Annotated in this window: 19 protein-coding genes and 5 pseudogenes; 15 read left to right on the forward strand and 9 right to left on the reverse strand. The window is 66.9% G+C overall.

Going from position 1 to position 17,850, the window contains the following annotated elements; translation table 11 throughout:
- Positions 1-336: 336 nt before the first annotated feature.
- The 3 pseudogenes from IEY79_RS34635 (at position 337) to IEY79_RS34640 (ending at position 2,079) form a co-directional block, all read left to right on the forward strand.
- Positions 337-1,146, forward strand: a pseudogene (locus IEY79_RS34635) (IS5 family transposase).
- 64 nt (positions 1,147-1,210) lie between these two features.
- Positions 1,211-1,348 (forward strand): annotated as a pseudogene (locus tag IEY79_RS37730) (SDR family oxidoreductase); the annotation flags it as partial.
- Between the two features lie 147 nt (positions 1,349-1,495).
- Positions 1,496-2,079 (forward strand): annotated as a pseudogene (locus IEY79_RS34640) (Dps family protein).
- Positions 2,080-2,200: 121 nt separating this feature from the next.
- On the opposite strand, the gene IEY79_RS34645 reads toward IEY79_RS34640, so the two are convergent.
- Complete coding sequence (locus IEY79_RS34645) at positions 2,201-2,635, reverse strand: MDR/zinc-dependent alcohol dehydrogenase-like family protein (RefSeq protein ID WP_373292686.1); 435 nt, start codon at positions 2,633-2,635, stop codon at positions 2,201-2,203.
- A 49-nt stretch (positions 2,636-2,684) separates the two neighbouring features.
- Complete coding sequence (locus IEY79_RS34650; protein ID WP_189111635.1) at positions 2,685-3,221, reverse strand: TetR/AcrR family transcriptional regulator; 537 nt, start codon at positions 3,219-3,221, stop codon at positions 2,685-2,687.
- Between the two features lie 75 nt (positions 3,222-3,296).
- On the opposite strand from IEY79_RS34650, the gene IEY79_RS34655 reads away from it, so the two are divergent.
- The 3 genes from IEY79_RS34655 to IEY79_RS34665 are packed head-to-tail and all read left to right on the forward strand — an operon-like array spanning position 3,297 to position 6,108.
- The gene (locus tag IEY79_RS34655) at positions 3,297-4,346 is read left to right on the forward strand and encodes an aldo/keto reductase (RefSeq protein ID WP_189111636.1); all 1,050 of its coding nucleotides are present in this window, start codon (positions 3,297-3,299) and stop codon (positions 4,344-4,346) included.
- A complete protein-coding gene (locus tag IEY79_RS34660) occupies positions 4,343-5,062 on the forward strand; it encodes a DUF998 domain-containing protein (RefSeq protein WP_189111637.1) in 720 nt (239 codons plus the stop codon). The genes IEY79_RS34655 and IEY79_RS34660 overlap by 4 nt, the downstream gene beginning before the upstream one ends.
- An 11-nt stretch (positions 5,063-5,073) precedes the next feature.
- Positions 5,074-6,108, forward strand: coding sequence for an SDR family oxidoreductase (locus IEY79_RS34665; protein WP_189111638.1), 1,035 nt, complete (start codon positions 5,074-5,076; stop codon positions 6,106-6,108).
- A gap of 507 nt (positions 6,109-6,615) precedes the next feature.
- On the opposite strand, the pseudogene IEY79_RS34670 reads toward IEY79_RS34665, so the two are convergent.
- Positions 6,616-7,258: pseudogene (locus IEY79_RS34670) on the reverse strand (DNA primase family protein); the annotation flags it as partial.
- A gap of 280 nt (positions 7,259-7,538) precedes the next feature.
- On the opposite strand from IEY79_RS34670, the gene IEY79_RS38125 reads away from it, so the two are divergent.
- Positions 7,539-8,255 carry a hypothetical protein gene (locus IEY79_RS38125; RefSeq protein ID WP_268240669.1) on the forward strand — a complete coding sequence of 239 codons (717 nt, stop codon included), beginning with the start codon at positions 7,539-7,541 and terminating at the stop codon, positions 8,253-8,255.
- A gap of 177 nt (positions 8,256-8,432) precedes the next feature.
- A pseudogene (locus IEY79_RS38525) lies at positions 8,433-8,655 on the forward strand (transposase); the annotation flags it as partial.
- Positions 8,656-9,286: 631 nt separating this feature from the next.
- On the opposite strand, the gene IEY79_RS34685 reads toward IEY79_RS38525, so the two are convergent.
- The 3 genes from IEY79_RS34685 to IEY79_RS34695 form a co-directional block, all read right to left on the reverse strand.
- Positions 9,287-9,433 (reverse strand): hypothetical protein, encoded by a 147-nt coding sequence (locus tag IEY79_RS34685; RefSeq protein WP_189111639.1) that lies wholly within the window; start codon positions 9,431-9,433, stop codon positions 9,287-9,289.
- Between the two features lie 10 nt (positions 9,434-9,443).
- Positions 9,444-9,674, reverse strand: coding sequence for a hypothetical protein (locus IEY79_RS34690; protein ID WP_189111640.1), 231 nt, complete (start codon positions 9,672-9,674; stop codon positions 9,444-9,446).
- Positions 9,675-9,936: 262 nt separating this feature from the next.
- Positions 9,937-10,230 carry a hypothetical protein gene (locus tag IEY79_RS34695; protein ID WP_189111641.1) on the reverse strand — a complete coding sequence of 98 codons (294 nt, stop codon included), beginning with the start codon at positions 10,228-10,230 and terminating at the stop codon, positions 9,937-9,939.
- A gap of 145 nt (positions 10,231-10,375) precedes the next feature.
- On the opposite strand from IEY79_RS34695, the gene IEY79_RS34700 reads away from it, so the two are divergent.
- The 3 genes from IEY79_RS34700 (at position 10,376) to IEY79_RS34710 (ending at position 13,390) form a co-directional block, all read left to right on the forward strand.
- Positions 10,376-10,741: a hypothetical protein gene (locus tag IEY79_RS34700; RefSeq protein WP_189111642.1), complete on the forward strand. Its 366-nt coding sequence runs from the start codon at positions 10,376-10,378 to the stop codon at positions 10,739-10,741.
- 166 nt (positions 10,742-10,907) lie between these two features.
- A complete protein-coding gene (locus IEY79_RS34705) occupies positions 10,908-11,465 on the forward strand; it encodes a hypothetical protein (RefSeq protein WP_189111643.1) in 558 nt (185 codons plus the stop codon).
- Positions 11,466-12,400: 935 nt separating this feature from the next.
- Complete coding sequence (locus IEY79_RS34710) at positions 12,401-13,390, forward strand: YihY/virulence factor BrkB family protein (protein WP_189111644.1); 990 nt, start codon at positions 12,401-12,403, stop codon at positions 13,388-13,390.
- Between the two features lie 28 nt (positions 13,391-13,418).
- Here the strand turns inward: IEY79_RS34710 and IEY79_RS34715 are convergent, their stop codons facing one another.
- Positions 13,419-14,057, reverse strand: coding sequence for a hypothetical protein (locus IEY79_RS34715; protein WP_189111645.1), 639 nt, complete (start codon positions 14,055-14,057; stop codon positions 13,419-13,421).
- A gap of 73 nt (positions 14,058-14,130) precedes the next feature.
- Between IEY79_RS34715 and IEY79_RS34720 the strand changes: the two genes are divergently transcribed.
- The 3 genes from IEY79_RS34720 (at position 14,131) to IEY79_RS34730 (ending at position 16,631) form a co-directional block, all read left to right on the forward strand.
- Positions 14,131-15,027 (forward strand): hypothetical protein, encoded by an 897-nt coding sequence (locus IEY79_RS34720; protein WP_189111646.1) that lies wholly within the window; start codon positions 14,131-14,133, stop codon positions 15,025-15,027.
- 47 nt (positions 15,028-15,074) lie between these two features.
- Positions 15,075-15,425 (forward strand): hypothetical protein, encoded by a 351-nt coding sequence (locus tag IEY79_RS34725; protein ID WP_189111647.1) that lies wholly within the window; start codon positions 15,075-15,077, stop codon positions 15,423-15,425.
- 252 nt (positions 15,426-15,677) lie between these two features.
- A complete protein-coding gene (locus IEY79_RS34730) occupies positions 15,678-16,631 on the forward strand; it encodes a hypothetical protein (RefSeq protein WP_189111648.1) in 954 nt (317 codons plus the stop codon).
- Here IEY79_RS34730 and IEY79_RS34735 read toward each other — a convergent pair.
- Positions 16,609-16,800: a hypothetical protein gene (locus IEY79_RS34735; protein WP_189111649.1), complete on the reverse strand. Its 192-nt coding sequence runs from the start codon at positions 16,798-16,800 to the stop codon at positions 16,609-16,611. The genes IEY79_RS34730 and IEY79_RS34735 overlap by 23 nt on opposite strands.
- On the opposite strand from IEY79_RS34735, the gene IEY79_RS38130 reads away from it, so the two are divergent.
- On the forward strand, positions 16,789-16,923 hold the full coding sequence (locus IEY79_RS38130; protein ID WP_268240672.1) for a hypothetical protein: 135 nt from the start codon (positions 16,789-16,791) through the stop codon (positions 16,921-16,923). The two genes, IEY79_RS34735 and IEY79_RS38130, sit on opposite strands and share 12 nt — an antisense overlap.
- 32 nt (positions 16,924-16,955) lie before the next feature.
- Here the strand turns inward: IEY79_RS38130 and IEY79_RS34740 are convergent, their stop codons facing one another.
- Positions 16,956-17,774: a barstar family protein gene (locus tag IEY79_RS34740; protein WP_189111650.1), complete on the reverse strand. Its 819-nt coding sequence runs from the start codon at positions 17,772-17,774 to the stop codon at positions 16,956-16,958.
- Positions 17,775-17,850 lie beyond the last annotated feature (76 nt).

The raw sequence follows: 17,850 nt of genomic DNA on the forward strand, positions 1-17,850 counted from the left end.
CCGCTCACCGCCACTCTTCACGTACGAACCCATATGGCCATGAAGCACCAATCACCACCGACGTGCCTGCGACGGCCGGGAGCGCTCAACCTCCTCATGGAGTCCCCGCATGGCCGTCCGATGGCCAGTTCACGCTGCAGGCTCTCGCGGAGTTCACCGCCCTCTCACTGATCGAGCAGCACTCGTACACGGCGAGCAAACTTGGCGATCCGGGGGCACTTCGAGACAACGACGACCGCGCGCCATCCGTCGTCGGTACGCCGCACGGCTGAGCCGCCCTCCGACACGCGCCCTAAGACGTCGTTTCTTATGGCTTGATCGTTCGTTGAACCGTGCATGACGGACTTGGTTGAGCGGTTGGTGCCGGATGAGTTGTGGGTGCTGTTCCGTCGGGTGGTGCCGCCGACGGTGGTGATACGTCCGCAGGGTGGTGGCCGGGCTCGGGCGGGTGATCGTGAAGTGCTGGCGGCGATCCTGTTCGTGGCGACGTCGGGCTGCACGTGGCGGCAGTTGCCGCCGGTGTTCGGGCCGGCCTGGCCCACGGTCTACCGGCGGTTCGCGCAGTGGTCGGAAGCGAGAGTGTGGGGCCGGCTCCACCGCGTCGTCCTCGACGAACTCGGCACGCAGGGCGAGCTGGACTGGTCGAGGTGCGCGATCGACTCCGTCAGCGTGCGGGCGGCAAAAGGGGGTCACTAACGGGACCGAATCCGACCGACCGTGGCAAGCCGGGATCGAAGATCCACCTGATCACCGACCGGAAAGGACTGCCGCTGTCGCTCGGCATCTCCGGCGCCAACATGCATGACAGCCAGGGCCTTGAGCCGCTCGTGCGCGGGATCCCGCCGATCCGCTCCCGGCGTGGCCCGCCGCCGCCGACGGCCCGCCAGGCTTCACGCCGACAAGGGCTACGACTACGACCACCTGCGCCGATGGCTCCGCAGGAGAGGCATCCGCCACCGCATCGCCCGCAAGGGCATCGAATCCTCACAGCGGCTGGGCCGACACCGATGGGTCGTCGAAAGGACCGTCTCGTGGCTGGCCGGCTGCCGACGTCTCCACCGACGCTACGAACGCAAAGCCGAACACTTCCTCGCCTTCGTCGGCATCGCAGCCACACTCATCTGCCACCGCCGCCTCACCAAATAAAACGACGTCTAAGACGGAAGAGTGGTCGGGGCTGCCGCGGAACTCAACCGGTCGGTCCTCCGGCACCGCCGGCTTCGGCAAGCAGTCACCCCTCGGCCGACCCGCCCCGCCTGCCGAAATGGCACCCGCGTACGTCTTCCTCGCCTCCACTCAGGCCAGTTACATCACCGCGGAGAGCGTCAATGCCACCGGCGGCACCCCTCCCCTGCCCCGGAGACGGACTCGCTGGCAGGGTCGCATGTTTGGGGTAGACGGGAGTGGTATCCGTGTGCGGTCGGGCGCCGGACGCTGCCGCGCCGGGAACTGCGATGCGGCAGAGGCAAAGCCATACGACCGTAAGGAGAGGCCCATGTCGGAATCACACAGCACCACCCCGCGGTACACCGGTGCCGGGCATGACAACGTCGCAGGGCGGCGAGGTCACCCTGCTGCTGCGCACGCGGCTGCACGCTCTCAATGAACTAGCCCTGACGCTCAAGCCTGTGCACTGGAACGTCGTGGGCCCGCACTTCATCGCGGTGCACCAGATGCTGGACCCCCAGGTGAGCGCCGTTACGGGAGATGGTGGACGCGACCGCCGAGCGGATCTCCACCCTCGGCGGCTCCCCCACCGGCACCCCCGGCGTTCTGGTCGCCGAGCGCAGCTGGGACGACTACGCGATTGGCCGCGCGGAAGCGATCGAACACCTCGGAGCGCTGGACCTGGTCTTCACCGGGATCATCTCGGACCACCGGGAGGCGGTCGCCGCCAGCGAGGAGTCGAACACCGTCAGCCAGGACCTGCTGATCGAGCACCTGCGCGGCCGCGAACTCTTCCAGTGGTTCATCCGCGCCCACCTGGAAAACTCGGGCGGTTCCCTGAGCACGAGCGACCAGACCTCCGGGACAGGGGCGGCACAGGCGGCTGGTGAAAGGGCACGCGGAGCGGAGTGAACCGGATCCCGCCCCCATGCTCTGCGGACCTCAGTCAGGCTTGGTCGTTGGGGCTTTCGCGTCGCTTGCACGTCAGAGGACGGGGGTTTTGATCCCCGTCGAGCCTGTCCTGGAGCGTCTTCTATGCCTGCGGCCCGTCCGCCGGCGGGCAGCCGGTGCGTCGCGAAGGGCCGACGCCCAACGGGTCCTCGTCGGTGAGAAGCGACAGGATGTCGTCGACCCAGCGTCTGTCATTGGCCTGGCCCATCCTGAGCTGGATCTGCTTGTCGAACATGGTCAGCATCGGAAGCGGGCCGGCCGTTCCGCCGTAGACGCCACACAGGGAGACGTTGCCACCGCGGCGGACCAGGTCGATCGCGGCATGGACGGCGCGGCGCCGGTCGACTCCCATGGTGGCCCTGAGACGTTCACCAACGGCGTCGACAGGCGCTCGGAGGCTGCTCGGCGCTGAGGGGGAGCCGGTAACGACGCCCCAGTGGTGAAGTGTTGGTATTCGAGAGCTGCGCAATTCGTGGTTCTTTGCCGCAGAGCCGAATGGCGCGTCGGTCACCAGCACGAACGGGACTGTAAGTCGTTCACTTGACGGGCGCCGTCGGGTCCGCGTTTTACGGGCGCGGGCGGAGTCCGTCGAGGATGAGCGCGAGCATGTGGGGAGCCCTGTCCGTGGGGCTGGAAGGGGCGCGCCAGAGGGCGCCGGTGAGTTGGAGGAAGTCTCCTGGGTTGGCGTCTGGGCGGATGCTTTCGTCCTTCTTGCCTGCGTCGAGGAGTTCTGTGATGGCGGCGATGACCGGTCCGTAGCTCTGCTGGCTGATCGCCTGGTGCGCTCCCGGACCGAGAGCGTCGCCGAGGCCGTGCTTTCTGCGCATGGCCTCGACGAGGTCGGTCGTCCAGTCGCGGAGCGCCTCCAGCGGAGGCATCTGGGCCAGCAGGTCGGGCACGGTGCCGACGATGCGTGCCACTTCGTCCTGGTATACGGCCAGGACCAGCGACTCGCGAGTGGGGAAGTTGCGGTACAGGGTGCCCGCGCCGACTCCGGCGCGCTGGGCGATCTGGTTCATCGACGTGGCGCCGTCCGCCGCGAGCGCTTCGCGTGCGGCGGCGAGGATGCGCGCCCTGTTCTCACGGGCGTCTGACCGGACCATGGGGCCTCCCATTGCTAAGTGGAGAGTTCTCCACTACCGTATGCGGGGAGCTCTCCACTTACTTTAAGGAGCGTCATGCGTTACATCAAGCTCGGCACCACAGGCCTCGACGTGTCCCCGGTCGCGATCGGCGCGATGTCTTACGGCGAACCCGACCGCGGGCACCCCGTCTGGTCGCAGGGTGAACAGGACGCACGCCCGCTCATCAAGCACGCGCTGGAGGCCGGGATCAACTTCTTCGACACCGCCAACATCTACTCCAACGGTTCCAGCGAGGAGATTCTCGGCCGGGCACTCCAGGACTTCGCGGACCGTGACGCGGTGGTGATCGCCACGAAGCTGCGTCATCCGACGCGGCTGGGACCCAACGGTCGCGGCCTGTCGCGCAAGGTGATCATGACCGAGGTCGACCACTCGCTGCGCCGCCTGGGCACCGACTACATCGACCTCTACCAGGTCCACCGCAACGACCACTCCACCCCTTGGGAGGAGACCCTCGAAGCGCTCAGCGACCTCGTGAAGGCCGGCAAGGTCCGCTACCTCGGCGCGTCGTCCATGCACGCGTGGGAGTTCGCGAAGGCGCTGCGCCTGCAGAGGCAGAACGGCTGGGTGCGGTTCGTGTCCATGCAGGACCACTACAACCTGCTCGCCCGTGAGGAAGAGCGGGAGATGCACCCACTGTGCCTGGACGAGGGCGTCGGCACGATCATCTGGTCGCCGCTGGCGCGGGGCCGCCTCACCCGCGCCTGGGACGACGCCCGCTCGACGGTACGCTCCGAGACCGACGGCGCCTACGCGGACCTGCTCTACTCGCCCGCCGAGGAAGCGTCCAACCACGCGATCGTCGACGCCGTCGGGAAGGTCGCCGCCGCGCACGGCGTCAGCCGCGCGCGGATCGCCCTCGCCTGGCTGCGCCACCAGCCCGTCGTCACCGCCCCGCTGGTCGGTGCCGGCTCGATCCTGCAGATCGACGACGCCGTGGCTTCGCTGGACGTCGAACTGACCGACGACGAGCTGCGCGCCTTGGAGGCCCCGTACACCCCCCGCTACGACTGGCAGGGAGTCTCGGACGAAGCCGAGATGGAGGCCATCCGCCAGCGCGTGCCCGGAATGGCTCTCGCATGAACCCCATCATCCGCTCCGGTCCTGCTGCCCGCGCCGGAGCCCTCCTCATCCTTCTTGGCCCGCTCGTGTCCTGGGTCGCGGAGTTCATCACCGCGGCCGCATGGCACGACCCGGCATACTCTCCCCTGTACAACTGGGTCAGCCACCTCGGTCTGACCGGCCCGCCGCAGACCGCATTCGGACAGGTCGCCCACTCCCCCCTCGGTGCGGTCATGGACACCGGCTGGGTTATCTACGGCACCCTCCTGATCATCGGCACGTTCCTCGTGTTCGACCCGCGCGAGGGCGCCCGCCCGATCATCATCATGAGCCTCGCCGTCCTCGCCGGTGTCGGAGTCTCGCTCGTCGGCATCTTCCAGGGCTCCAACGCCAACATCGACAACGGCCTGATCGCCTTCCACACCTTCGGCGCGCAAGGCGTCATGCTCGCCGGCAACATCATGGCGATCGCCGTCGGAACCAGCGGAACCCGCGTCGGCCTGAGCCGGGGCCGGTCGATCGCGAGCACCGCGCTCGGCACCACCGGACTGATCGCATTCCCCCTCTTCATGTCCAACGTGTTCACCGGCTGGATGTGGAACATCGGGCTGTTCGAGCGCACCGTCATCTACCCCATCATGATCGGCCACGCGCTCCTCGGAAGCAGCGTGGCCGCCGCCCAACGCCACCGTGCGACGCACCGGTCGGCGCCTGTCACCGTACGAATCCAGAGCTGAAGGAGAGACAGATGGCCCAGGTACTGGTCACCGGAGGAACCGGCTTCATCGGGAGCTGGTGCATCCAGGCCCTGCTGGATGCCCGGCATACCGTCCGCACCACGGTCCGTGACCTGAGGCGCGAACCGGAGCTGCGCTCTTGGCTGCATGAGGCCACGCCGTTCGACGACGACCGCCTCACGGTCGTACGCGCCGACCTCGAACAGCCCGAGGGCTGGGATGCTGCCGCCGCCGGCTGCGACTTCGTCCTCCACGTCGCCTCGCCGACGCTGCGTCATACACCGGCGAACGACGACGAACTGGTGGTCCCGGCACGCGAGGGCGTCCTGCGGGTGCTGCGCGCCGCCCGTGACTCCGGTGTGCGCCGGGTCGTCCTCACCAGTGCATTCGGCGCCATCGGGATCGGGCACCCCCCGCGCTCGACCCCATTCACCGAACAGGACTGGACAAACATCGACAGCGACATCCCGCCCTACCAGCGCTCCAAGACACTCGCCGAACGCGCCGCCTGGCAGTTCGTCAAGGACGAAGGCGGCGGCCTGGAACTGGCAGCGGTCCACCCCGTGGGGGTCCTTGGACCCTTGCTCGGCCTGGACGACCCGCCATCCCTGCGGCTGGTCCGCCGAATGCTCGAAGGAAAAGTTCCCGCGTGCCCTCCCTTCGGGATGGGCTTCGTCGACGTACGCGACGTCGCGGATCTACACTTGCGCGCGATGACCAATCCTGCAGCCGTCGGCGAACGCTTCCTGGCGACCGCCGGGCACAGCCTGCGCGTCATCGACATCGCACGCATTCTGCGTGACCGCATCGGCGAGCGCGCCTCGAAGGCCCCGTCCCGTGAACTCCCCGTGTGGCTCGCACGCACCCTCAGCATCGTCAACCCGGAACTGCGACTGCTCAGGCATCAGCTCGGCCGGGATCTCGACGTCACAAGCGCCAAGGCGGAGCAGCTCCTCGGATGGCGAGCGCGCCCCATCGAGGACACCATCCAGGACACCGCCGAGAGCCTCCTCGCCCACGGCATCGGCACAAAAGCCGACTCGTAACCGACCGCCGCGGCAGTCCTCCACCAGCCCTACGCCGCACGCTCCTCGGCCCCCACCTCGCGCCAGCCGCACTCGCTCGCGCGGCCCACAGGAAGTGAAGAAGGTCCGCAAGTCCCCTTGCATCGCGCGGCCTGGGTATTCCACGGCGAGTGCGCCAACCACACCAAGAAGTACCGGTTGAACGGCACATCGTACGTAGCGGTCGGCCGAACAAGAAAGGCTGGCCCCCGCCATCCCACCCTCGTCGAGCTTCGCCTCCATGGACGAGCGCCACGGCGGCCAGCACGGCCGGGCCGAGTTCGTGCAGTACCCGACCCGATCACCGACATCCGTGACCTGTGTCGGGGCCGCTTCAGCAGCAAAGAAGTCCGCGCCAGAAAGGCTGTCCGTCGCCTCCACCGCGGTTCGGCCACGAAGGCCACCGAGTACCTCGCCGCACGCGCCGTCGAGGCTCTGGCGTCCCCCGTCGACCCGCGCAAATCCGGTTCCCCGGTCCAACTCGTTGGTGCGGACGGTGGCGGGTCCGGTGAGGGGGCCGCAGGTTTCGAGGTAGAGCTGGGCGCCGTGGATGAGCCACGTGAGGATGCCGGGGCCTTCGCTCTCGACGAGTTCCTTGGCCAGGTTGTCGATCTTGCGTGAGGCGGGGACGACGCGGTCGAAGTGGATCAGGCGGATCCGGCGCCAGAAGGCGTGGCCGCCGGTGCCGACTTCGGGGCGGTGGTTGCCGAGGGGCCAGAGTTTGTGGGTGGGCTTGAAGTTGAAGAAGTTCTGCCGCATGCGGCGGGCCATGATGCGGTCGCCGCCGGTGAGGAGTTGCCGCGGGATTCGTCGAACTTGTCCTTGGGCTTCAGCTCGGAGCACACGACGATGCGGCGGCCGTGGAGTTCGGTGAGTTCGGTGGAGTGCTCGGAGAACTTGCCCTTCTCCATGAGGAAGCCGGGCGGGCCGCTTGGGCGTAGTCGCCGAGGATCTGTGTCATGACATCGAGCAGGACGGACTTGCCGTTGGCCCCGGTGGCGTAGAGGAAGGGCAGGACCTGGGCGCCGATACCGCTGGTGACGGAGTAGCCGAGCAGCAGGTGAAGGAAGCGGATGGTCTCCTCGCCCTTGGCGTCGTCGCCGAAGGTGTCGTGGAGGAAACGGAGCCAGCGCACCGCCTGCGCCCTGGTCGCCGATCCGCTGGCCGACATGGGAGCCCACCAGCCCTACGTGCTGACGTCACATGGGGACATCCTGATCGACCGGCTCGGCGACTTCCGCAGCGACGTGACGGGCTGGGACGGGTAGAACCGCCCTGTGGCGAGGACGCGAGGTTCCACCGGAGTGACCCCCGGCCCAGGTGTGTTCTCTCGGATCCTCGGAGGGAACACACCTTGCTCGTACAAACAGCAGAAGGCCCGGCCCCGGGCATTCGTGGCCCAGGGTCGCGGCATGCGTCTGCGCCCTCTTTGCCAGCGCGTTCTGCCTGAGTGCGTCATCCGCTGCTCGTGTGTGTATCCGTGGCTGCTGTACCTCTGCCGTGTCCTTATCGGGGAGGCTGGAGGGGGCGGCATGCTGATTGAGACGGTGTTCCGGAGAGATGACGTGCCGGTGGCGGACCGGTTCGACTGCTGGCGTGAACTGATCAGCCAGACGCATGCTCCGCTGGAACTTCACAGTGACCACCGGGCGGATTTCCGTGCTTCTCAGCGCCTGCTGGACCTTGGTGCCGTGGGCGTCACTTTCAACGGGGTGTCGGCCACCGGGGTCACCGTTAACCCGGCGGGAACGTCGCTGACGGGTAACACGCCGGTCGGCACCCCGGGCAACGCGACCATCCAGGTCGGCACCCCGGGCAACGCGACCATCCAGGTCACCACCCCGGGTGGCAGTGCGACAGTTCCCGGCGGATTCACCTACGTCCTGCGGCGCGTCTACGTCACCAACGCCTTCTCGAACAGCGTCTCGGTGATCAGCACCGCCACCAACGCCGTCCTCACCACCATCACCGTCGGCAACAACCCGAGTGGGCTCGCCGTCTCCCCGAACGACACCCGCGCCTACGTCACCAACAGCGGCTCCAACACCGTGTCGGTGATCACCATCGCCACCAACACCACCAGCTCCATCACCGCCGGCACTGGCCCGTTCGGCGTGGCAGCCGCCTGACCGCCCGACGCGGACGACCCCCGCGAAAGCGACACGAGACCCCTAACTGCGTCGGTCAACATCTGACACCTCCAGGCAGGGCAGGCCTGACTGACGGCCGCGTTCCCTACACAAAGCGGTCAGTGGCCGTCCGGGGTGATCGGCACTGGCACCGCCCATTTCACGCCGAACTTCGCGAGGGCGAACCTGCTCGGCATCACCCCGAAGCCCGCCCGGAAAAGGCACCGCGCAGGGCTCCGGACCGGGGAAGACCCGCTGGGTCGTCGAGCGGACCTTCGCCTGGCTCCACGAGTTCAAGCGACTCCGGATCCGCTTCGAGAGACATGCCGACCTCCACCTCGGACTCCGCCACCTCGCCTGCGGCATCATCTGCTTGAGACGACTCCGAACCTCATTCTGAAACAATCAGTTAACACCGACACCGCATGGACCGAACGGACCAGCGCACCCCTCACCGAACGCACTCTCACCACGGTCACCCGCCCGCTGACCGAATTCGGCTGGACCAGACCATCAACGGACACCACATCAACTGGCCCACACCCCACGGCGAAACCGGCCTCCGCCTCCACCTCGCCGCCGCAGTCGGCGCAACCATCGTCCGCTCCAGCCCCATCTGGACCCTCTGGGGCGGCAACACCACCGAACAGCCCGCCCGGACCATCGAAATCTCCCGCCACACCCCAGCAGCCGTGCCCCAGGGCCTCGCCTACGAACTCGCCCTCACCCACCCAGTACCCACCGCCCACGCACCGAAGGCGACCCGCAATGGACACGAAGCCCTTCGTACGGCGGCACGCACAGCACCGCCAACGGCTGCAGGCCACCCCATCCGGAGCAGGTAGCCAGGCACCGACTAGGTGTAAAACTGACGGTGGTTATTGACAGGTGGGTCTCCCTCGTATCTAGGAGATCTGCATGCTGACCGAACGCGATCTATCAAGGCGTGCTAAACACCGGCCAGACACCCTACGAACGACTCCGACAGAAGGCCCAGGCCCCACTGTCATAAGCCTCCGTCAGCTGCACACCTAGGGCAGGCTCGGGCCTTGGTATCGAGGCGCCTCGGATAGGCCGGCTTCTTCCAGAGCGAGCCGCAGTACTTCGGCCATCGGGACGTCGACCGACTCGGGGGTGAGCATCGGCTCGGGCGCATCGCCGCGTATCACCTCGGTCATGTCGACCCCGTCAACCGTGAGGCCCCGGATCGGGTTGTGGTTGGTCCCGATCTCCATGACCTCGATCGATGGCGGGGACCAGGTGGTCGCGGACGAGGCGGACGAGGGGGTACTCGATCCGGTTGTGGTCGATGCCTTGGGCGTCGCACCAGTCGAGCCAGACATCCGGATCATCGCCGTCGTTGAAGCCCCACTTGGACAGCAGGTCATAGCTGAACAGCGTGATGGTCGGCTCCGTCATGCTCGGCATCGTCTCACCATCTCCGGGTGGTCTTGAGCTTGGGCGCCCCGGTGCGGTTCCCCCCGCCCGAGTTGCAGGCGCGGTGCGCTGGCCGGGTTGAGGAGGCTGCCGCCGAGGGCGTGGCCTGCGGGGTCGTATCCGTGGCGGGTGAGGTGGCGGTGGATCCGTACATGGATGGTGCCGGGCTTGATTCCGGTGGCGGTTGACGCTGCGTAGGCGTCGGTGAGGACGGGCTGCTGCATGGCTCCATGCTGAGTGAGCGCTACCAGCCATCCGGGTAGGTGGCCCACATCTTTTTGATGCTGTGTTCCAGATCCGGGCGGGTCGCGCCAATCAAGAAGAGCACGTACAGCATTCGGTCCAAGCCGCCGCGATCGTACAGGCGTCGTCCGATGGCGATGATCTCGGGCAGGTACCTGAGCGCTCTTTCACGGGTCTTGGCGAGTCTGATTAACCGGTGGGCCATGAATTCCGCGTAGCGGGGCGATCCGTCGTCCACCGGTATGCGCCGTGCTTTTCTAGGGCCGTAAGCCCACTCATGCAGCTTCTCTATCAAGATCAAGGCCCCTCTCCCAGGCGCTCGTTGTGCGGGTCCCATACCGCAGGTTCTTCGCGTTCACGCCCCGGTGCGGCAGGAAGACCATGAGGCCCCGCCGCACAATGAGTATGCGGCGGGGCCTGGTTGGTCAGGGGCAGGGGAAGTGCGACGGCGGGTAGTGCCCGGCGGCGAAGACCTGCCCGGCGGGTGGTCGATGGGCCAGTTCCTCCACCTCGACATCGCAGCCGGGACCGGCGCCGAGTTTCTCCCGGCCCGAATCACCACCACCCCCGAGCGCATCCAGCGCAAGCACACAAAGGGCTGGACATCGAAAGGCGCCCGATACGTCGGCCGCGGCGCACGCTGGGACAACCCCAGCCGAGTCATCCGACGAGCCGACACCGGCGGCTGGCACGTCGAGCACGACAACGTCGGCAACGTCGGCGCATTCTCCAAGACCGAGGCGCACCGCTTCGCCGTCGACGCCTACCGCGCCCACACTCCGACGCGGTCGGCGACAGCAGGGTGAGGGACAGGAGGTGACCGCGTGGCGCACGGGTGCGGACGAGCACCCTGCCGTTGCGCAGGTGGTCGCTCTCATAGACCCCGCCGGAGTGCGAGGCGTCTGCGGGAATGGTGGTGTGGGTGTGTCGGCGCGCGCCCGCGTCGTCCTCGCGAGGAATTGTGGAGCAACGATGACGGTGACGGGTTGGCGGAGTACACACGATCTGGGACTGGCGGTCTGGTTCGGCGGTGCGCTGATGGGCGCAGTCGCGGTCAATCGTGCTGGTGAGGGCGAGGAAGCGGCCTCGACGGAGGGGGTGGCGGCGCACGGGTGGGCGTTGTGGGCCCCGGTGAACGCCATGGCCATCGCCGCGCACCTGGCCGGCGGTGCGGCAGTGCTGGCGGACAACGCCCCTCGGGTTGCCGCACAGAAAGGCGTGATGGCCACGACAGTCGCGAAACTGGCGGTCACCGCCGGGGCGCTGGCGGCAACCGCGTACAGCGGGGTCCTCGGCAGCAAGGTGAAACTGGCTGCCTCGCACAAGCCCAGCCACCGGGAGAAGGCCGAGCGGCATCCGATCGACCTCGACTCGGCACGCCGGCAACTGAAGATCGCCCAGTGGGCAGTACCCGCGCTGACCGGAACCCTGGTCATCCTCAACGCCTGGCAGGGCGAACAGCAACGTCCGGCCGAGCAGGCAGGCGGCATCCTCGAACGGGCGCGCCGCATGGCCGACCTCGCCAGCTGACCCACCCCGGCCCGTGCGCCCAGTCTGTACGGGCCCGCCCAGGGCGTCCGTCCGGGCCTTCGGCTGCACGGCCCGAGCTCCTTCACCCCCTCGGGCAGCCCGCCGGCGAACTCCCCGCCTCGTCGATGTTCAGAACGCGGGAGAGAGCGCCATGCGGGGACGATGTCGCCCTGTGCGTCCCGCGACAGCACCCTTCTGCGCAGGAGTGGTGGAGGTGCGGTAGTGATCTCCCTCGGCGCCCAGTGTGTGATCCGGGTCGATCGGCACATCACTGCTCCAGCTCCGTCCGCGCCGGCTTGCCTGGTTGAGGTACCTTGCGCGGATGCGGGAGGCATGGATGCACGGCGCGGCCATCCCGCGTCACCGCTTTCCGCCTCCTCCGCATGCGCCTGGCGGCGCAGCGGCTGCGGCAGTCAGGGGGTCACCCTGACGCCGGGCGGCGCGACTTCGCCGCTCGGCCTCCGGCCCCGAGCAGGCTCGTCGCCGAGAACTCCCCGCGAGTCAGTTCCGGGCGCGCGACCCTGGAAAGGAGGGTCGGAAGGCCGGCCCGCACCGCCTGCACGTCCCGAAGCCAGGCAGGCACGTACACGGTGGACGCCCGGCGCTCGATCGCGTCCACCAGACGGCCGGCCACATGTTCGGCGGGGTTCGACGTTGCGGGCGGGCGCGGTACGTCCGTGGGGTTCGGGCGCGCTCCCGCGCGGCGAAGCGCGGTCGGCCGTCACGATCTGGGCGTGTCCGGGACGCGCCCCGCGACCTCGCAGTTAGGGCCGTCCAGCAGCTTGGTCTGCGGATCGGTTCATTGGCCCGGTCGAACTTGGCATCGGATGGGTCAGGCCGATGGCGGGAGGCGTCACGCCTGTCGAAGCTGGTTCTGTTGTATTGAGTCGCGACGAAGCGCTTGTCGCGTGCCCGCCCTATGGAGCTGATGAAGAATGGTGGACAACGTCCCTGACAGCGGTCCCCAACGTGGCGACGGGCGGGGGGAGCAGGGCGGCGGGGGCCCACATCCGGTCAAGGGGCCGACGGACTTGCCGAAGGAGTCGTGGCGTGGGGTTCTGAAACGTACGGTGCGGGAATTCAGGGAAGACAACCTGACGGACTGGGCCGCCGCCCTGACGTACTACGGGGTACTGTCCATCTTCCCGGCGTTGCTGGCCCTGGTGTCGATTCTCGGGCTGCTGGGCACTTCCAGCATCCAGCCGCTGATCGACAATGTGGGGAAGCTCGCTCCGGGGACCATCAGGACTGTGCTGAACAGCATGCTGACGCAGCTTCAGAACGGTCAGGGCAAAGCGGGGCTCGCACTTGCCATCGGAATCGTCGTTGCCCTGTGGTCCGCTTCGGGATACATCGCCGCGTTCATGCGCGCGTCCAACGCTGTCTACGACATCGGCGAGGGTCGGCCCGCGTGGAAAACCCTGCCCACCCGGTTCGGTATCACGGTCGCGGTGATCGTTCTTCTGGCAGCCATCGCGGTGGGGGTGGTGTTCACCGGTTCATTGGCGCACGAGACCGGGCGGGTCCTGGGAGTGGGGAACACCGGCCTCACCGTGTGGACCTACGCCAAATGGCCGGTGATGATCGTGCTGTTCAGCCTGGTGATCGCCGTGCTCTATTGGTTCGCTCCGAACGTCAGACGCGGATTCCGCTGGATCAGTCTCGGCAGCATTCTCGCCGTCCTCATCTGGATTATCGCCTCTGCCGCCTTCGGCGCGTACGTGGCCAACTTCAGCAGCTACGACCAGACCTACGGCAGTTTCGCCGCGATCATCATCTTCCTTGTCTGGCTGTGGGTTTCCAACATCGCCATCCTCCTCGGACTCGAATTCAATGCCGAGCTGGAACGTGGCCGCGCCATCGAAGAAGGCCATCCGCCGGACGACGAGCCCTACGCCGAGCCCCGCGACACACGAAAACTGTGACCGGTACCAACCACCCGACGCCCAACGGTTAGCCGAACCCGGCCTCCGCGGAGTGTTCGCGTGCGTATTGCGCTGGTGGCAGAGCCGCCGCGGTGGTGGTCGTCACTACCAGGCTCATCTGCATCACCGCCGCCAGGTCCGACCAGCCGGCGAGTACCGCGACACGACCCCGCAGGAGTGGAGCGAGTTCGAGGAGCACTTCGACCGCCGGAAGGTCGAGCTCGGGACCTGCGGGCGCCCCTACGGGACACCCTGCCAGCACGAACACGCTTGCGTCCGCTGCCCGATGCTCCACGTCAACCCCAAGATGCTGCCCCGCCTCATCGAGCTGGAAGAGGACTTGCTCGGCCGACGAGCGCGGGCTGAGTCCGAAGGCTGGATCGGTGAGATCGAAGGCATTGACCTCACCCTCACCTTCCTCCGCACCAAACGCGAGGAATCCCAACGCCGAGCCCAGCGACCCGCGGTTGACCTCGGCATCCCCAAGACCCGCACATCCCCCAGACCACGGGAGGTCCATTGACAAGCTACATACCCAATCCTCACCTAATCGGGTGATGTGCAGAGCGGCACCGCGACCCTGAAGCGTGACAAGATCGCCCCGCTGCTCAAACAGATCATCGACGCCCCCGGCCTGGACGAGCAGGTCCTGATCCTCTCCGCCCATGGAATCCGGTCCGCCGGATCCTCCAATCCACGGACACTCGTGGGAGGAACGGCTGCCGTTCTACGATCGGATCGTGAACACGGAACGGGCTTCTGCCCTGCTGCTCGTAGCGATGTACCAGCGACTCGACGGTGTTGCAGGCACCGAGGTTGAGGTGAACAAGCTGCCCGGTTGGGAGGACTTGGGAGACGAACGGCTGCTGACGTTGACGGCCCACCTCGAGCGGGCAGGCATGGCTGTTTCGGGGCTCGCGGCGTCAGGGATGTCGTGGTGCCTCTCCCCCGCTGGCGTGCTGAGGGCAGAGAACCTGCTTGAGCAGCGGAATCGTCCGGTTATCCGGTACGACACGGCGCTCAACGGGCTCATCACGGCGGCAACGGACAAGTTCCCGAAGCACAGGCTCAAGGTTCAGGACTTCCTGTCGTCTGAGCACGCGCAGATCCTCGATGACGTGTTGACGCTCGACGAGATTTTCAGCGCGATCGACTACCTCGAGACTGAACAGTTCGTCACAGTTGAACGTGACGCCAGCCGTCCAACGGCGATCACGCTTACTCCCCGCGGCCGGAAATGTGGATGGAATACCAAGGTAGACGTTCAGGGCTTCTTGGCTGGTCAGCACCCTGTGGGCATTCAGAATTCCTGGTCCGTCGAGGTCTACGGTGGCGCCAATCAGATTGGCCCGGGCAACGTCCAGACCAACAACTTCGGCCTCAACGCTGAGCAGGTCATGAAGCTTGTGCGCGAGGTCAAGGGGTTGGTTCCTTCCATGGACGTGCCGGATCCTGTCCGCGAGCGGATCACCGAAGATGTCGAAGCCCTTGAGCGTGAGGCAGAGCGCGAAGAGCCCCAGCCTGCCAGGATGCGCCGGCTCCTCGAAGCACTCCGAGAGAACCTCGACCCCGCGAAGACGACGTCCTTCGGGGCCGCCGCGGCCGCCGCACAGAGCGTCATTTCGCTCATGATGTGAGTGGACCAAGATCCGAAATAACACAACGCAGCCACATGGAGGAAGCCTTGAGCGATCAGCAACACAACAACACCTGGAACGTCACGGTGAACGGCGGGGCACCTCAGATGGGCACCGGCAACGTTCAGCACAACACCTTCGGCTACGACCCGCAGCAGCTGGCTGCCTTCACCCGAGAAGTCCTGGAGGCCGCTCACAGGGGAGACGTGCCGGCTGAAGTCGAGGCCGACGCAGAAGCACTCCAGGCTGAGCTTGCCACGTCTGAGCCTGACGAAGGGCGCGTGCGTCAGCTCACGCAAAGGGTCTGGGAAGGCACCGTGAAGTACGCACCGCCCGTGCTTGCGACGGGCGCCGCGCAGGCTGTGGCTGGCTTCCTCGGAATTCCTATCGGGTTCTGACGTTCCTGCCGTGGCTCGCGCGGTACCGGCTTGGCCGACACCGTGGGCGCCCTGGTGTCCCTTCGCGGCGGCGTCACCTCCGTACGCGGCGCCGCTGCCGACCATCTCCGACTGTCCCCGCCCAGCCAGCCCGGACGTTTGGCCGCTGGCGGGGCCTCGGTCCCAGGCCATGCCGTTCTTCAGCGGCCCACTGGCCAGGCCCCATGCCTAGGAACCCATCCGGGCCGCACACCCAACACATACGATCGGCTCGTGACGTTTGAGACCGAAGCAGACCTGCTCCTGCTCTGGCTACGTGAAAAGACAGCAGGCATGGACAACCGCATTTCTGTCGACCCTCACAGATCGTGCGACTGGTCCGAGGTCGCGAAGGGGGAAGTGTTCAGACTGGTCGCGTGGCTTGCCGAGCGCGGCCTCGTCAACCACGACGGACAGCACCACGGACAGCGAAACGCCGGGTGCAACAGCTTCACGACCAGGTGCACTTTGACCCCCAAAGGCGTCCACGAGGCGGAGCGTCTCCTCCAGCTACGAGGCAACAAGCTGCACCGGTTCGACACCGCAGCGAACGGTCTCATTGTCGCTGCAATGGACGATGTCCCTGGCTACCACGTTGTGGTGCAGGACTTCGCTGCATCCGACCGTGCTGTCTTCCTCGGCCAGCGAATCGACGCGGAAACGATCGCGAAGGCCGCGGCCTTCCTGGTGGACAGCAAGCTGGCCACCGTGTACTCCCGATCGGTCGCCATTCGTCCCCGAGAGGCTTTCGACCCGTCGTACGCACTCGCCCTGACCCCGCTTGGTATCCACTGCGGGGACCAACACGTCAACGTGAGGAAATTCGTGACCACCCAGAGAGACGCCCGCCCGGTCACCCACAACATCTACGGCGGCAACAACCAGATCGGGGACCACAACACCCAGACCAACAACATCGGGTTCCCCCCAGACGACCTCGCCCAGTTCGCCCAGCAGGTCCTCGCCGCCGCCGTCACCATGGACGTCCCTGAGCCGATCCGTGAGCGGATCACGGAGGACGCTGAGGCGCTGCAGCGCGAAGCGGAGAGGGAGGAGCCGCAACCCAGCCGCATGCGACGAACCCTCGAGGGCATGAGGGAGAGCCTGCTCCAGGCGGGCCAGGATCAAGCCGCGCAGAAGCTCATCGAGATGACCGGAAGCTTCCTCATGACGGCCAGCGGCAGCTGACCAGCAGCACGCGACGCGAGCGCGCCCAGTCGTTCATGGTCCCGTCTTCGCCCGCGCCTTCCTCGTGGTCGTGCCGTACGGCCAGGCGCGCGGGCAGGACGGAGATCCTGCCGTGGCCCGGCGGCCGTACCGGCCGACCGACACCGTGCGCGCTCTGGTGCACTCCCACGATGGAGGCTCCTGCCTGTGCTGCGCCACGGCCGCCGACCTGACGACCCACCACCGGGTGAACCGCGGGATGGGCGGCGCCGAGGAGGACGGCGAGCTCGCGCGCGCCGAACTGGCCGCCTGAGTCCAGGACCAATGCCTGGAAGCGACCAGCCGTCACCGAAGGATGACGTTCACGCCCCGTTCCTCGAAGATCTCCAGGAGGAGGTCGAACAGCACAAGCTCACGGTCACCGGCGGGCACGCGCTCTACCAACCGTTCCCGAGCCTCGGCCGAGGAATCCCAGTGCAAGGTGAATGGAGCAGTGGCGCCCCACCCGCCGCGCAGGCAGTCGTCTAGAGCGTCAAGGTTCCAGCCGAAGTATCCGCCGGGTCCGTTGATGGCCTCACCGATTGCACAGTAGAAGCTGTCTTCGTCGACCATGTGCTGGCCGTCCAGGGCGAACACCTGGCCTGCAGGCTCATCGTGCTTCCCCTGGCGTTGGTATGCCCGGGACCACAGGGCTACCGACAGCCACGCGTGTCGATCCTCGGGTGCGAGTTCGTGCCACATGCCGGTGCGGTTCAGTTGACCCGTGCGGACCAGGTCCCACGCTCGTTCTGCTCCGGGCAGGGCGTTCTCGCACCACAGCGTCACTGTGACGTCGACGAGGCCGGTTCCAAGGGCGGAAGGTTTGGCGTCGACGATGTTGACCTCGTTGACGAAGTAGGACCCCATGGTGGCACCGTTACCGTCGAGAAGGGCGAGCCATGCGTTCCCCGCCATGGCGCGACGACTACCGACATGATCGAGGCTCTTCAGTAGGCCACCCTGCGGAAAACAACCTTCCAGGTGCACTCGGCGTGCGCCCTCCTCATCCGGCAGAGGCGTGAAGAGCCCCTCGGCCTCGTGAGCAAGGCCCCAGAAGTCACTGTCGTCCTCGTCCGAGGTCAGCGCGTACTTCTGCCCCTCGCTGGCCCGCCCTGATGTTCGCATCGCACCCCCAATGAGAGCGCTGATCTTACCGACGCTCGACAACTCACCGGGCAGTCGTCGGCGCTGCCCCCACTCC

It is taken from the genome of Streptomyces camponoticapitis (assembly GCF_014646115.1).
Classification (GTDB): Bacteria; Actinomycetota; Actinomycetes; order Streptomycetales; family Streptomycetaceae; genus Streptomyces; species Streptomyces camponoticapitis.

Bases quoted from the DNA above. Each gene is read 5' to 3' on its own strand.
- IEY79_RS34650 (WP_189111635.1), bottom strand. From the start codon at position 3,221: ATGGTCCGGTCAGACGCCCGTGAGAACAGGGCGCGCATCCTCGCCGCC.
- IEY79_RS34655 (WP_189111636.1), top strand. From the start codon at position 3,297: ATGCGTTACATCAAGCTCGGCACCACAGGCCTCGACGTGTCCCCGGTC.
- IEY79_RS34660 (WP_189111637.1), top strand. From the start codon at position 4,343: ATGAACCCCATCATCCGCTCCGGTCCTGCTGCCCGCGCCGGAGCCCTC.
- IEY79_RS34665 (WP_189111638.1), top strand. From the start codon at position 5,074: ATGGCCCAGGTACTGGTCACCGGAGGAACCGGCTTCATCGGGAGCTGG.
- IEY79_RS38125 (WP_268240669.1), top strand. From the start codon at position 7,539: ATGCGTCTGCGCCCTCTTTGCCAGCGCGTTCTGCCTGAGTGCGTCATC.
- IEY79_RS34685 (WP_189111639.1), bottom strand. From the start codon at position 9,433: ATGACCGAGGTGATACGCGGCGATGCGCCCGAGCCGATGCTCACCCCC.
- IEY79_RS34690 (WP_189111640.1), bottom strand. From the start codon at position 9,674: ATGACGGAGCCGACCATCACGCTGTTCAGCTATGACCTGCTGTCCAAG.
- IEY79_RS34705 (WP_189111643.1), top strand. From the start codon at position 10,908: ATGACGGTGACGGGTTGGCGGAGTACACACGATCTGGGACTGGCGGTC.
- IEY79_RS34710 (WP_189111644.1), top strand. From the start codon at position 12,401: ATGGTGGACAACGTCCCTGACAGCGGTCCCCAACGTGGCGACGGGCGG.
- IEY79_RS34715 (WP_189111645.1), bottom strand. From the start codon at position 14,057: ATGGGCGGAGAGGATCAGGACCTGCTCGTCCAGGCCGGGGGCGTCGAT.
- IEY79_RS34740 (WP_189111650.1), bottom strand. From the start codon at position 17,774: ATGCGAACATCAGGGCGGGCCAGCGAGGGGCAGAAGTACGCGCTGACC.